15 protein-coding genes and 1 tRNA gene are annotated in these 12,375 nt (G+C 62.6%); 9 read left to right on the top strand and 7 right to left on the bottom strand.

Annotation, left to right across the window (positions count from 1 at the left end; all coding sequences use genetic code 11):
- Positions 1 to 12: 12 nt before the first annotated feature.
- From kdpC to kdpF, 4 genes are all read right to left on the bottom strand, one after another.
- Positions 13 to 576 (bottom strand): potassium-transporting ATPase subunit KdpC, encoded by a 564-nt coding sequence (gene kdpC / locus AC07UC_RS10520; protein WP_494905558.1) that lies wholly within the window; start codon positions 574 to 576, stop codon positions 13 to 15.
- 11 nt (positions 577 to 587) lie between these two features.
- Positions 588 to 2,681, bottom strand: a complete 2,094-nt coding sequence (gene kdpB, locus AC07UC_RS10515; RefSeq protein WP_494905556.1) for a potassium-transporting ATPase subunit KdpB — start codon at positions 2,679 to 2,681, stop codon at positions 588 to 590.
- A 213-nt stretch (positions 2,682 to 2,894) separates the two neighbouring features.
- Positions 2,895 to 4,598, bottom strand: a complete 1,704-nt coding sequence (gene kdpA, locus AC07UC_RS10510; RefSeq protein ID WP_140771971.1) for a potassium-transporting ATPase subunit KdpA — start codon at positions 4,596 to 4,598, stop codon at positions 2,895 to 2,897.
- Positions 4,599 to 4,618: 20 nt separating this feature from the next.
- Positions 4,619 to 4,708: a K(+)-transporting ATPase subunit F gene (gene kdpF / locus AC07UC_RS10505; RefSeq protein ID WP_019861144.1), complete on the bottom strand. Its 90-nt coding sequence runs from the start codon at positions 4,706 to 4,708 to the stop codon at positions 4,619 to 4,621.
- Between kdpF and AC07UC_RS10500 the strand changes: the two genes are divergently transcribed.
- Positions 4,707 to 4,988 carry a hypothetical protein gene (locus AC07UC_RS10500; protein WP_202325937.1) on the top strand — a complete coding sequence of 94 codons (282 nt, stop codon included), beginning with the start codon at positions 4,707 to 4,709 and terminating at the stop codon, positions 4,986 to 4,988. The two genes, kdpF and AC07UC_RS10500, sit on opposite strands and share 2 nt — an antisense overlap.
- 81 nt (positions 4,989 to 5,069) lie before the next feature.
- Positions 5,070 to 5,567 (top strand): YciE/YciF ferroxidase family protein, encoded by a 498-nt coding sequence (locus AC07UC_RS10495; protein ID WP_202325936.1) that lies wholly within the window; start codon positions 5,070 to 5,072, stop codon positions 5,565 to 5,567.
- 101 nt (positions 5,568 to 5,668) lie between these two features.
- Here AC07UC_RS10495 and AC07UC_RS10490 read toward each other — a convergent pair whose 3' ends face one another.
- Complete coding sequence (locus AC07UC_RS10490; protein WP_202325935.1) at positions 5,669 to 6,388, bottom strand: Crp/Fnr family transcriptional regulator; 720 nt, start codon at positions 6,386 to 6,388, stop codon at positions 5,669 to 5,671.
- Positions 6,389 to 6,607: 219 nt separating this feature from the next.
- Here AC07UC_RS10490 and AC07UC_RS10485 point away from each other — a divergent pair, with 219 nt between their 5' ends.
- Together AC07UC_RS10485 and AC07UC_RS10480 are read left to right on the top strand one after the other, a co-directional pair.
- Positions 6,608 to 6,844, top strand: a complete 237-nt coding sequence (locus AC07UC_RS10485; RefSeq protein WP_140771976.1) for a DUF6894 family protein — start codon at positions 6,608 to 6,610, stop codon at positions 6,842 to 6,844.
- A 153-nt stretch (positions 6,845 to 6,997) separates the two neighbouring features.
- The gene (locus AC07UC_RS10480; RefSeq protein WP_494905552.1) at positions 6,998 to 7,195 is read left to right on the top strand and encodes a hypothetical protein; all 198 of its coding nucleotides are present in this window, start codon (positions 6,998 to 7,000) and stop codon (positions 7,193 to 7,195) included.
- Between the two features lie 154 nt (positions 7,196 to 7,349).
- On the opposite strand, the gene AC07UC_RS10475 is transcribed toward AC07UC_RS10480, so the two are convergent.
- Positions 7,350 to 7,652 carry a DUF982 domain-containing protein gene (locus AC07UC_RS10475; protein WP_172348624.1) on the bottom strand — a complete coding sequence of 101 codons (303 nt, stop codon included), beginning with the start codon at positions 7,650 to 7,652 and terminating at the stop codon, positions 7,350 to 7,352.
- 257 nt (positions 7,653 to 7,909) lie between these two features.
- On the opposite strand from AC07UC_RS10475, the gene AC07UC_RS10470 reads away from it, so the two are divergent.
- Both AC07UC_RS10470 and AC07UC_RS10465 read left to right on the top strand, forming a co-directional pair.
- Complete coding sequence (locus AC07UC_RS10470; protein WP_494905549.1) at positions 7,910 to 8,743, top strand: class I SAM-dependent methyltransferase; 834 nt, start codon at positions 7,910 to 7,912, stop codon at positions 8,741 to 8,743.
- 390 nt (positions 8,744 to 9,133) lie between these two features.
- Positions 9,134 to 9,529: an ArsR/SmtB family transcription factor gene (locus AC07UC_RS10465; protein WP_140771982.1), complete on the top strand. Its 396-nt coding sequence runs from the start codon at positions 9,134 to 9,136 to the stop codon at positions 9,527 to 9,529.
- 499 nt (positions 9,530 to 10,028) lie between these two features.
- Here the strand turns inward: AC07UC_RS10465 and AC07UC_RS10460 are convergent.
- Positions 10,029 to 10,118: transfer RNA gene (locus tag AC07UC_RS10460), tRNA-Ser, on the bottom strand.
- A gap of 403 nt (positions 10,119 to 10,521) precedes the next feature.
- On the opposite strand from AC07UC_RS10460, the gene AC07UC_RS10455 reads away from it, so the two are divergent.
- From AC07UC_RS10455 to msrA, 3 genes are all read left to right on the top strand, one after another.
- Entirely contained in the window at positions 10,522 to 11,205 is a 684-nt protein-coding gene (locus AC07UC_RS10455; protein ID WP_494905547.1) for a hypothetical protein, read from the top strand.
- A gap of 130 nt (positions 11,206 to 11,335) precedes the next feature.
- Positions 11,336 to 11,659 (top strand): hypothetical protein, encoded by a 324-nt coding sequence (locus AC07UC_RS10450; protein WP_494905545.1) that lies wholly within the window; start codon positions 11,336 to 11,338, stop codon positions 11,657 to 11,659.
- A gap of 39 nt (positions 11,660 to 11,698) precedes the next feature.
- Positions 11,699 to 12,361, top strand: coding sequence for a peptide-methionine (S)-S-oxide reductase MsrA (gene msrA / locus AC07UC_RS10445; RefSeq protein WP_202325932.1), 663 nt, complete (start codon positions 11,699 to 11,701; stop codon positions 12,359 to 12,361).
- Positions 12,362 to 12,375 lie beyond the last annotated feature (14 nt).

The raw sequence follows: 12,375 nt of genomic DNA, 5'->3' as shown, positions 1-12,375 counted from the left end.
ACCGGCCATCACTTATTTCGCGGCGTCCAGCGCCATGTTGAGCGTCAGCACATTGACCGCCGGCTCTCCCATGAAGCCGAGTTCCCTTGCCTCGACCTGGCCGTCGACAAGCGCCTTGACCTTGGCCTCGTCGAGGCCCCTGGCCTTGGCCACACGCGGCACCTGGAAATAGGCGGCCTGCGGGCTGATCTGCGGATCGAGGCCGCTGCCTGACGTCGTCACCAGGTCCATCGGCACGGGTTGGTTCGGATTCTCCGCCTTCAGCTTCTCGGTGTCGCCCTTGATGCGGTCGATCAGCTTGGGATTGGTCGGGCCGAGATTGGAACCGCTGGAGGCGCCGGCATCATAGCCGTTGCCGGCGGCCGAAGGCCTGCCATGGAAATACTTGTCGCTGGCGAAGACCTGGCCGATCAGCTCGGAGCCGATGACCTTGCCGTCCTTCTCGATCAGGCTGCCATTGGCCTGACGCGGGAACAGCGCCTGGGCGATGCCGGTCATGCCCAGGGGATAGACCAGGCCGGTCAGCACGGTGAAGAAGACGATCATGATGATCGCGGGTCTGATTTGCTTGAGCATCGGAATGATCCTTATGCAAGGCCAAGGGCCGTGACGGCCATGTCGATTATCTTGATGCCGACGAACGGCACGATGATGCCGCCGAGGCCGTAGACGAGAAGGTTGCGGCTGAGCAGCGCGCCGGCACCGATCGCCCGGTATTTGACGCCGCGCAGCGACAGCGGGATCAGCGCGATGATGATCAGCGCGTTGAAGATGATGGCGGACAGGATGGCGCTCTGCGGCGTCGCCAGATGCATGATGTTGAGCGCCTGCAACGGGCCGGTTGTCTGGCCGGGCGCGACATAGAAGACGGCGAACATGGCCGGGATGATGGCGAAATACTTGGCCACGTCGTTGGCGATCGAGAAGGTGGTCAGCGAGCCGCGCGTCATCAGCAGCGCCTTGCCGATCTCGACGATCTCGATCAGCTTGGTCGGATCGCTGTCGAGGTCGACCATGTTGCCGGCCTCTCGCGCCGCCACCGTGCCGGTGTTCATGGCGACACCGACATCGGCCTGCGCCAGCGCCGGCGCGTCGTTGGTGCCGTCGCCGCACATGGCAACCAGCTTGCCCTTGGCCTGCTCGTCGCGGATCAGCTTCAGCTTGTCCTCGGGCGTCGCCTGGGCAAGGAAATCGTCGACGCCGGCCTCCGCCGCGATTGCCGCCGCCGTCATCGGGTTGTCGCCGGTGATCATCACCGTGCGGATGCCCATCTTGCGCAGCTCGGCGAAACGCTCGCGTATGCCGCCCTTGACGATGTCCTTGAGGTGCACGATGCCGAGCAGGCGCCCGTCCCGCTCGACCGCCAGCGGCGTGCCGCCGGACTTGGCGACCTCGTCGGCGATTGCCTGCAGATCCCTGACCGTATCGCTGTTCGGCCGCGTCGCGTGGCCGGCTGACGTCGACTGGTTGACATGGGCGAGCACGGAATCGACCGCGCCCTTGCGCACCGAGGAGCCATCGATGTCGACACCGCTCATCCGGGTCTGCGCCGTGAAAGGCACGAAGGTGGCGTGCAAAGTCGCCATGTCGCGGGCGCGGATGGCATATTTCTCCTTGGCCAGCACGACGATCGAACGGCCTTCCGGCGTCTCGTCGGCGAGCGAGGCAAGCTGCGCGGCGTCGGCCAGTTCCTGCTCGGTGACACCCTTGACGGGACGGAATTCCGTCGCCTGGCGGTTGCCGAGCGTGATCGTGCCGGTCTTGTCGAGCAACAGCGTGTCGACGTCGCCGGCCGCCTCCACGGCACGGCCGGACATGGCGAGCACATTGAAGCGCACCAGCCGGTCCATGCCGGCGATGCCGATGGCCGACAACAGCGCTCCGATGGTGGTCGGGATCAGGGTGACGAACAGGGCAACCAGAACGGTCACCGAGATATAGCCGCCCGAATAGGAGGCAAAGCTCGGGATCGTCGCCGTGGCCAGCACGAAGATCAGCGTCATGCCGACCAAGAGGATGTTGAGCGCGATTTCGTTGGGCGTCTTCTGGCGTTCGGCACCTTCGACCAGCGAGATCATGCGGTCGAGGAAGGTGTGGCCGGAGGCGGCGGTGATGCGCACGCGGATCCAGTCGGACAGCACCTGCGTGCCGCCGGTGACGGCCGAGCGGTCGCCGCCGGATTCGCGGATGACGGGGGCCGACTCACCGGTGATCGCCGCCTCGTTGACCGAGGCGACGCCTTCCACCACTTCGCCGTCGGACGGGATGATGTCTCCAGCTTCGACCAGGACCATGTCGCCGACCTTCAGGCTGGTGCCGGGCACGAGCTTGAACTTGGTCCTGTCTTCGCCGGCCAGAAGCTTAGCCTGGGTCTCGGTGCGCGCCTTGCGCAGTGAATCCGCCTGAGCCTTGCCGCGCCCCTCGGCGACGGCTTCGGCGAAATTGGCGAACAGCACCGTGAACCACAGCCAGATGATGATCTGCAATGTGAAGCGCAGATCGCCGCCGCCGACGATGAGATCCCTGATGAACAGCACCGATGTCAGCGCCGAGACGACGGCGACGACGAACATCACCGGGTTGCGGGCCAGCGTACGCGGGTCGAGCTTGCGGAAGGCACCGCCAATGGCGGGCCAGAGAATGCCGGCATCCATGATGCTGGCCGATTTCGTGTGACTCATTTTGAAGCTCCGGCTTCAGTGTTGGTGGGCGGCACCGGTCGGTTGGATGCCGAAAAGGGTGGGCCGTAGACCAGCAGCCAGATCACAATCATGACCGCCGCAATGCCAAGGAATGTGGACACGGTCGGGAAGGGAGGAGGCTTCGCCTCCCCCTCATTGCCGGCTGGCCGCCGGGTCCTGCGGCGCATGGTGCTGAACCAGGGCATGATCGCCTCAGAAGGTCTGCCCGTGGATCATCGCCAGGTGCTCGACGATCGGCCCGACGGCGAGCGCCGGGAAGAAGGTCAGGCCGCCGACGATGACGATGACACCGACCAGCAGCCCGACGAACAGCGGACCGTCTGTCGGGAACGTGCCGGCCGAGGCGGGCACCGTCTTCTTGGCCGCCAGCGCGCCGGCGATGGCAAGCGCGGGGATGATGACCAAGAAGCGGCCCATCAGCATGCCGATGCCGATGGTGATGTTGTACCAGGGCGTGTTGCCGGTGAGGCCGCCAAAGGCCGAACCGTTGTTCGCCGCGGCCGAGGTGTAGGCATAGAGCACTTCGGAGAAGCCGTGCGGGCCGCCATTGGCCATCGAAGCCACGGCGCTGGGCAGGACAACGGCGATAGCCGTGAAGATCAGCATCGCCAGCGGCAGGCACAGTATGGCCAGCATCGCCATCTTGACCTCCTTGGCCTCGATCTTCTTGCCGAGATATTCGGGCGTGCGGCCGACCATCAGGCCGGCAACGAAGACGGCGACCACGATGAACATCAGGATGCCGTAGAAGCCGGCGCCGACGCCGCCGACGATGACTTCGCCGAGCTGCATGTTGATGAGCGGGATCATGCCGCCAAGCGCGGTGAAGCTGTCATGCATGGCGTTGACCGCACCGCAGGATGCGGCCGTCGTGACGACAGCGAACAGCGCCGAGAGCGCGATGCCGAAGCGGGTTTCCTTGCCTTCCATGTTGCCGCCGTCGATGCCCAGCGCATGGACCAGCGGATTGCCCGCGGCCTCCGCCCAGTAGCAGACGGCGACGCCGGCGATGAACAGCGCGCCCATGGAGGCGAGGATCGCCCAGCCCTGGCGCTGGTTGCCGACCATGCGGCCAAAGACGTTGGTCAGCGCGGCACCCAGCGCGAAGATGGTCACCATCTGGATCAGATTGGAGATCGCGTCGGGATTCTCGAACGGATGCGCCGCATTGGCATTGAAGAACCCGCCACCATTGGTGCCGAGCATCTTGATGGCGACCTGGGAGGCGACCGGGCCGAGAGCGATCGTCTGCTTGGCGCCTTCCAGCGTGGTAGCGTCGACGTAAGGCCCAAGCGTCTGCGGCATGCCGAGCCAGACATAGACAAGCGTCAGCACGATGCACAGCGGCAGGAGCAGGTAGAGCGTGCAGCGGGTCATGTCGACCCAGAAATTGCCGATCGATTTGCCGGAGGCACGGGCAAATCCACGGATCAGCGCAACCGCAATCGCGATGCCGGTGGCCGCCGAAACGAAATTCTGAACGGTCAGCCCCGCCATCTGCACGAGATAGGACATGGTGCTTTCGCCGCCATAGTTCTGCCAGTTGGTGTTGGTGACGAAGCTGGCGGCGGTGTTGAAAGCAAGCGCCGGATCGACCGCGCTCATGCCGGCCGGGTTGTAGGGCAGGCTGCCCTGCAGGCGCTGCAGGAGGTAAAGCACCAGGAAGCCTGCAACGTTGAAGAGCAGCAGGGCCACCGCATAGCTGGTCCAGTGCTGCTCCTCGCGTTCGCTGGTTCCGCAAACGCGGTAAAGTCCGCGCTCGAGCGGGCCGAAGATCGGCGAAAGCAGTGTGCGATCGCCGTTGAAGACGCGGTGCATGTAGAAGCCAAGCGGCTTCGTCAGCAAAACGATGATCCCGCAGAAGACCAGGATCTGTATCCAACCGTTGAGTGTCATGGCTGTGGCTTTCCGTGCCTTCAGAAGCGTTCTGGACGAACGAGCGCATAGGTCAGGTAGGCGAGCAGGAACAAGGTCACGCCGCCACCGAGGATGTAATCGAAAAGCATGATGCGATCCTTCAGCTCAAATTCTGTCGCAGGCTTTGACGTAGACCAAGGACAGGGCGAAGAACAAAAGCCCTATCCCGACAACAATGATGTCCATTGTGCTTCTTCCTTGCTTCCGCTTTTTACTTCGCACCTGCCGGATGCAGGCGGACAATTACGTGAAACGGCGCGCCGCACTTCGAGCAGTGACAGCGTTCGACGTTTTCCAATAGGGAATATGGACCCGATCGCCATAAAGGTTCGAGACGGCCAAGGGCGGAAAGAAATAGGAATTTTATAAAGGTTTTCCGCTTCGCAACGGCGGGAACGAATCTTGCGGCCGGAGATTGTCGACCTTGAGGGATCACCAAAGGAGATGACAATGGCAAAGCAGAAAATGCTCGACGACCTCTTTCACGACACGTTGAAGGACATCTATTTCGCCGAAAAGAAGATATTGGCGACGCTGCCGAAAATGGCCAAGGCCGCGCAAAGCGCCGAATTGAAGGCCGCCTTTGAAAAGCACCGCACCGAGACCGAGGGCCATGTTGCGAGGCTGGAGAAAGTCTTCGGCGTCATCGGCAAGAAGCCGGTCGGCAAGACCTGCGCGGCCATCATGGGCATCACCGAGGAAGGTGCCGAAATCATGGAGGAGTACAAGGGATCGCCCGCGCTCGACGCCGGCCTGCTGGCCGCCGCGCAGGCGGTCGAACACTATGAGATCTCACGCTATGGCACGCTGAGGACGTGGGCCGGTGAACTCGGCCTGACCGAGGCCGTGACACTGCTCGAAGCGACGCTGAAGGAAGAGAAGGCGACTGATGAAGCGTTGACGCAGATCGCGGAGTCGGCGGTCAACGTCGCGGCGGAAGCAGCATAGATCCGCAAAGATCGGGGCAGCCCTGAGGCGTGCAAGATTCAGGTCAGGCCGCGCGGAAAGCCATCCTTTGCAGGCCGGCCTCACCTGGACATCAACATACCTTAGCGTGGTTCACGCATCATGCTGAGGTAGGTTGGATCGAACTCGGCGATTTCCTGCAGCCGGTGCCAGTCGAGGATGGTCACCGTGTGGTTCGCCCAACTGACAACGCCGACCTTTCGCAGGGCGCCGATGACCCGGTTCATGTGCACCACCGAGAGGCCAAGCACGTCGGCCATCTCTGCTTGCGAGAGCGGCAGATGGAAGCTCATCCCGTTGGTCCGTTGCACCACTTGCAGCCGCACGAAAAGCTCACAGACGAGATGGGCCAGATGCGAGGTCTTGGAGCGCCGCCCCATGGCGACGATCCATTCGCGGTGGATGGCGCCGTCGACCAGCGTGTCCAGCCATAAGAGCCGTGTGAGATGCGGCGCCTGCTCGGTGATGGTGCGAAGCCGGGCGTGATCGGCGAACATGACATGGCAAGGCGACAAAGCGACGATGCCGTGATCCATGGTCTTCAGCAGGAAGGCGTGGAGATCGACGAAGTCACCGGGCACCTGCAACGAGGTGAACTGCCGGCCGCCATCCTCCAGCACCTTGTAGCGCGCCGCCAGCCCGTCAAGGATCAGCGTCGAATAGGTCGGCCGCGACCCGGAAGCGACGATGTCCTGGCCGATGGCGAAATGCCGTTCGAAGGTCATGGCGCCGGCCAGCAGCGCCTTCTCGGCGTCTGACAGCGCGTCATGCTGGCCCAGGTTGAGGTAGAGGGATTCAAGCACCGCAATCTCCCGCGAAAGGGCTTCGGAAGCCATCGCCATGTGTTCTGTCGGGAGCAAAGGCGGCTCGGGATGCACTAAGCCTTTGGCCGCTGATAGGCATTAACATTTGTTAGAGCTGCTTGTTCCGCAGCAAATGCCGCCGCTGATGGAACAACTGTCCAGTCTGCGAATTGTCGATTGAATATCTCGCCATTTCATCAGTCTGAGGTCCAGCCCATCATGCCTCGATATTATCTTGACCTTTACAATGGCGACGGTCTCACGGTGGATGATGACGGCCAGGTCTTCGAAACGCGCGAGCGCATGCGGCGCGAGGCAATCCGCATCCTGCCTGACATCGTCCGCGACGAGATCATCGAAAACGACCACACCGCCATCACGGTCAAGGTCCGCGACGAGGGCGGACGCCAGATCTTCGAGGCGTCGCTCGTCGTCTCGTCCGGTTGGTGTGACTGACAGCTCTTCGCTTCAGGCATCGGCGGCAAAAAGTCTACCGACCATCATTTGTAATCGCGACCCTTGCCGCAACGCTGCACAATGTGGAGCCGGCGCATGATGGAGGCGGCGATTGTTCCGAACCAACGCCCCGTGGGATGGAGGTAGCAGCACATGGTCCGTGCAAAGGTCGACACCCAGCGTGACGAGCGCGCCAAGCGTGAATCGCAGATCGTGATTGACGCCGAGCGCGCGGCTCGCGAGGCAAAGACAGCCAGGCTGAGAGAATTGCGCCTTGCGGCGCAGTCAGCGCCGGGGCCTGATCCGGCGAGGCCCAAGCCGACGCGCCGGGACGCACATTCGAAAGGTTGATGCCCCAAAGGCGCCGCGCAACATTATCGATGAATAGCTGTGATCTTTGCGATCTTCGCGCGGCAAAGGCGAAAGCCCGGCTTGGGAGGGCCAAGCCGGGCTTTCCATGATGGCCAATGCGGAATTGGCCACCACAACGGCGGTGGCCTCGAACTCAGGCGGCGTAGCCGCCATAGCCGCGCGCGACGGCGCGCGCCACGATGACCGGCTCGATCTCCGGCCAGAGGATGCCGGCGGCTTTCGCGAATTCGACGAGCGCATGGCGCGCCTCATCCCTGGTGATGCAGCCTTCCAGCGCGAGGCCGCACGCCTCGACGGCATTGCGATGGAGGGGACCGCGGCGCGAGGTCGTCCAATTGGTCAGGAAGTCGTGCATTTCGGCCAACGAGGCGATCTCGCGCTTGAAGCCGAGGCCGACGGTCAGTGCGACCGGTGAGTGAAACAGCTTGTCGTGCATGAAGCGGGCTCCTGATTGTCGCAGCGCCAGGAGAGATATCCGGGCTGGTCCACGAATGGGACGCCGTGAAACGCGCGGAGGGCCAAGAGGTTCCGGGCCAGGAGTTGCCAGTCGAGAAAACGGCGATTGCCCGCTTGCCGCTTTTCGGCAGCCACCGTTCGCGCCAGTCAGGCGTATACAAAACCTCGCTCACCTGGCCCGGCCACGCACACGGTGGAGCCGGTTGAGATGTCGCCAGCTATCGGCTATCGACAACCATGAGGGACTTTCAGGCTTGGAAAATTTCCGGGTTTTGCCCGATTTGCCAGAAAAATACGGAATTTGTGGCAAAGGGCGCCTGGCTGCGTGACGAGTTGGTCTGCACATCCTGCCCGCAGGGATCAATCCCCCGGGAACGAGCACTGGCGCTCATCCTCAACGAGCTGAGACCCGACTGGCGCGGCTTGCATATCCATGAGTCTTCGCCCGTAAGCAGGGGCATATCGGCGGTCATGAAACGTGACGCGCGACACTACATTGCGTCTCAGTACTTCCCGGATCAGCCATTTGGCTCGATGCACAAGGGGGTCCGCAACGAGGATCTCGAAAATCTGACTTTTGGTGATTGCAGCTTTGATATCACGGTGACGCTTGACGTGATGGAGCACGTGTATCATCCGGACAAGGTAGTTTCCGAGGTCTTCAGAACTCTGAGACCCGGTGGAATTTACATCTGTACTTTTCCGGTCCGGAAATCTCAGACCAGCGCGTGGGAACGCAGGTTCATCCAGCATGAGGATGGAACGAGAGAGCATTTGAAGGAGCCGGAAATCCACGGAAATCCGGTTAGCAACGAAGGTTCGATCGTGACCGTCGACTACGGCTACGATCTGCATCTGGCCATCGCGGAGTGGGCGGCATTTGATGTTCGCGTGTATCGCTTCGCCGATCGCACGCACGGCATCCTTGGCGAATACACAGACCTGATCGTCTGCACAAAGCCTGCTTCAGCCAAGGGAGACAGGACGGCAATCGAACGAACGCGGCCGGAAACGAGGCTTGATCGCTGGCTTGATCGCCTTGTCAAACGGGCTCGCTCACTTGGCCGTTGATCAACCGGTCCGTCAGATTGCCCACGCGCATCCCCAAATTGACCGCGGAGCCAATTCTGGACCGCGAACCATATCGCCAGCGCGATCAGCGCAACGATTGCCGCGTATTCTATTAAACGACGAGGAGCAGGCATGAACGACGCTCGGGCTGAATAGGACTGCTTGGAGACATAGGCCCGCATGCCGAAAGGGGAATAGCCGATTCGGCTTGTTGGGTTGCGGTGGTAGTCGCAACCAACTCCGCGGCAGCTCGTTGACCTATGCTGGTTGATCCCAGCACTCGGACCCTGGCCCGCTGCCATTACCTATCCGGCAGTGGGCCTTTTTGACGCCTGTTGACTCGCGAAGCCGGGGCAACGATTTTGCTCCGCTGCGGACAGGGACATAAAAATGGCCTCATACGTCAGGCAAAGACTTGCGGAAATCAAGGCAAACCCCGCTCTGCGGTGGCGCCGGACCAAACGCCTTACGCTGCGCAAGCAGGCGGGCGTCGCGGCGCGGTGGGTTGCTGTCCTGGCGCAGGACAAGCGCCTGTTGATAGTTATTCATTTGGTGGATCAGGAAAGAACGGTGACCGATCTGGTCTCCCGGGTGGGCGGCAGTCAGACCACCCTTTCAAAACATCTCAGCGTGCTTGTTGAACACGGGATTGTGGAATGCCGCGCCGAAGGCACCTGGCATTACTATTCCTGCAAGTCGGAAGACGCCAAGGCTGTCATCCGGCTGCTGGATGATCTGGCCCGAAATGACATGCTTCCCGGGGCACCCTCAAATCCGCCGGGTTGACAATTTTGGTTCGCGCAAGGCACGTTGCCGGCTTGAGGGACAACCGGGGGATTCCCATGAAGAAAATTTACGAGAAGCCGATCCTGACCAGACGTGAGCGTTTGGCGGCGGTAGCGGCGCAGGCAGTTTCACCAACGTCTAAGGGGTTCTAGGAATGAAGAAAATCTACGAAAAGCCCGTGCTCACGAAACGCGACCGCCTTTCGACCGTCACTGCTGCATCGGGTCCTTCAATCACACCGCCGCTTGGTTGATCTCTTAAAGCAAAGCATTGAAGGCCCGCCGGCTCCGACCGGCGGGCCTTTTGCTTTTTGGCTGCGCATTAATGCTTGCCGCCGGCGGCTTCTTCGCGGTTGGCGCAAATTTCCCGCCGAAGGCAATGCCTGGGGTTGCCAAAGGGCGCGCTCGCAGTGCCGATCATTTACAGCGAAGCTCGAATTTTTAGGTGTGAAGCGAAACACCGTTTACTTCGACGGCTATGGCTTGCGGTTCCTGTGGAATGGCGGAGAGAGCGGGATTCGAACCCGCGTTACGGTCTCCCGTAAACACACTTTCCAGGCGTGCGCCTTCAACCACTCGGCCACCTCTCCGTCCTTGCCTTCGCGCCGGCCGGTTTCGCCGCGCGGGTTGGGGAGATGCTCTCCCTTGGGGCTTCGGTGCGGAATGTCCGCGCCGTGGACGCCGCCCAACCAGCGGACATCCTTCCCCGGCACCTGAGCCGTCAAAGCAACAGGCGCGGGGCTCATCTAGTCGATCCCGCGCCGAATGCCAAGCCATAACGGCAGTCTATTCGCTTTGCCGGACACATGGTGTTTCGCAAGGCCGCTGTCGCGCCCGTTTTCGGGGTGCCCGCGCCGCGAATGATGTGCACAGCCAAGCCAGCAAGGCCGGCCGTGCTTGACTTCGCCGCCGGCCGCCTGTCGAGTGAAGCTGAGGCTTTGCGGGGGGCATCGTCCGGACATGACATCAGGTGAGCAACCGGGCAGTGGACAGATGCCGGCCGGGCGCGCGGGCAACGACCTGTCCTACGTCCCCGTGGGCTGGCTCATCTTCGTCATGGCGTGGTCGGTCTATGGCCTGGCGTCGGCCTGGTGGCTGGTCGGAAATTCCGGCCTGCCGGACAAGATCTTCTATTTCCTCCTTGGCGGGCTCGTCGCCAATGTCATCACCATCCTGTGGGGTCTTTATCTGCTCGGCCTCGCCTTTGGCCGCTCCGGGCGCTTCCCACGCCATTTCACCATCTGGCAGGTCGCCACCATCGTGTGGCTGCTGGCAAGGCAGGCCTATGTGCTTACCGTGCCGGATTTCGTCTTCTCCGCCAGGGGCCTGAGCATCACCGCCATCGAGATCGGCATCGGCCTGCTGTGCATCTACCTGCTGCGCCGCGGCTCCGGCGCCGAGACCGTTTATGCCAAGCAGCAAACCGAGGCGCCGCCGGTTTTCGTTTCGATTGTCGCCGCCTTGCTCGGCATCATCCTCGGCGCCGTTGTCGGCGCCCTGGGCGGCTTCTTCGCCGGTTCCGTGATCGCCGAGGTCGCCGAGGTCAGCTGCTTCGAGGGCGGCTGCGGCTATTTCGCCGCCTTCATCGGCCTCGCCGGACTGGTGGTCGGCGCGATCGGCGGCGGTATTCTCGCAGTCTGGTTCGTTCACCGGCGCGGACGCAAGCCGATGGCGTAGGGGCGGAAGGCCCAAGCCTTCAAATTCGCGTATCGCGGTTGCGGGCAGGTCCAGCGCATTCTATTTCTCGTTCGGGACACGTGCCGGAGATCCCAGGGAAAGCGTCTGGGATCGGCCGGGGGAGAGCTTGATGTTTCGCTTCATTTTTCGTCTTGCCGCCATGATCGCGCTGTCGGTCTCCGTCATCATGGCGGTGCTCGACACGACGCGCACGGTGGCGGCTTCGGCCCTGGTGCTGACCCCGCTCAACGCCAGCTGGCTGGCCGTCTCGCCGGACACGCGGGCGGCGTTCGAAACCTTTGTCCGCGCCAAGGCCGGCCCGCTTCTGTGGGATGGCGCCGTCGCCTGGGTGCTCAACCAGCCCGGCTTTGCCGTGTTCGCGGTGCTGGCCTTCCTGCTTTACGCCATCGGCCACAGGCGCCAGCGGCGCACAGGCCAATTCGCCACCAATTGATCGATTTCTTGCACCCCGCCAAGGGAAGGAAGGCCGCGCATGTTCTTTCTGAGCGACATGCTGAACCGGAAACTCAATCTGCCGAAGCCGTCCGAGGCGCTGCCCGGCCGCGCCAGGGCGATCGCGACCGCGCCCAGGCACTTTGTTTCCAAACGGCCGCTCAAGGGCCCCTATCCCGATGGGCTGGAGACGGCGATGTTCGGGCTCGGCTGCTTCTGGGGCGCGGAGCGCATGTTTTGGCAGACCGAAGGCGTCTGGGTCACAGCCGTCGGCTATGCCGGCGGCATCACGCCCAACCCGACCTATCAGGAAACCTGCACCGGTCTGACCGGCCATGCCGAAGTGGTGCTGGTCGTCTTCGACCCGGAAACCGTCTCCTATGCCGACCTTCTGCGGCTGTTCTGGGAAAGCCACGACCCGACTCAAGGCATGCGCCAGGGCAATGATGTCGGCACCGCCTACCGCTCCGCGATCTATACATCGGGCGATGCGCAATTCCAGGCGGCGGGCGCTTCGCGCGAGGCCTACCAGGCCTCGCTGCGGGGTGCCGGCCACGGCGGTATCACCACCGAGATCGCACCGGCGCCCGCCTTCTACTTCGCCGAAGCCGACCATCAGCAATATCTGGCGAAAAACCCTCACGGCTACTGCAACCTCAAGGGCACCGGCATAGCCTGCGCCATGCCGGCCGCCGCCTCCTGACGGCCAGGGCAATT

It is taken from the genome of Mesorhizobium sp. GW821-FHT04C10 (assembly GCF_059420305.1).
Note: the sequence above shows the minus strand (reverse complement) of the source record. Positions and strands in the feature narration are given on the sequence as shown.

Bases quoted from the DNA above. Each gene is read 5' to 3' on its own strand.
- kdpC (WP_494905558.1), bottom strand. From the start codon at position 576: ATGCTCAAGCAAATCAGACCCGCGATCATCATGATCGTCTTCTTCACC.
- kdpB (WP_494905556.1), bottom strand. From the start codon at position 2,681: ATGAGTCACACGAAATCGGCCAGCATCATGGATGCCGGCATTCTCTGG.
- kdpA (WP_140771971.1), bottom strand. From the start codon at position 4,598: ATGACACTCAACGGTTGGATACAGATCCTGGTCTTCTGCGGGATCATC.
- AC07UC_RS10500 (WP_202325937.1), top strand. From the start codon at position 4,707: ATGATGCGATCCTTCAGCTCAAATTCTGTCGCAGGCTTTGACGTAGAC.
- kdpF (WP_019861144.1), bottom strand. From the start codon at position 4,708: ATGCTTTTCGATTACATCCTCGGTGGCGGCGTGACCTTGTTCCTGCTC.
- AC07UC_RS10495 (WP_202325936.1), top strand. From the start codon at position 5,070: ATGGCAAAGCAGAAAATGCTCGACGACCTCTTTCACGACACGTTGAAG.
- AC07UC_RS10485 (WP_140771976.1), top strand. From the start codon at position 6,608: ATGCCTCGATATTATCTTGACCTTTACAATGGCGACGGTCTCACGGTG.
- AC07UC_RS10480 (WP_494905552.1), top strand. From the start codon at position 6,998: ATGGTCCGTGCAAAGGTCGACACCCAGCGTGACGAGCGCGCCAAGCGT.
- AC07UC_RS10475 (WP_172348624.1), bottom strand. From the start codon at position 7,652: ATGCACGACAAGCTGTTTCACTCACCGGTCGCACTGACCGTCGGCCTC.
- AC07UC_RS10470 (WP_494905549.1), top strand. From the start codon at position 7,910: ATGAGGGACTTTCAGGCTTGGAAAATTTCCGGGTTTTGCCCGATTTGC.
- AC07UC_RS10465 (WP_140771982.1), top strand. From the start codon at position 9,134: ATGGCCTCATACGTCAGGCAAAGACTTGCGGAAATCAAGGCAAACCCC.
- AC07UC_RS10455 (WP_494905547.1), top strand. From the start codon at position 10,522: ATGCCGGCCGGGCGCGCGGGCAACGACCTGTCCTACGTCCCCGTGGGC.
- AC07UC_RS10450 (WP_494905545.1), top strand. From the start codon at position 11,336: ATGTTTCGCTTCATTTTTCGTCTTGCCGCCATGATCGCGCTGTCGGTC.
- msrA (WP_202325932.1), top strand. From the start codon at position 11,699: ATGTTCTTTCTGAGCGACATGCTGAACCGGAAACTCAATCTGCCGAAG.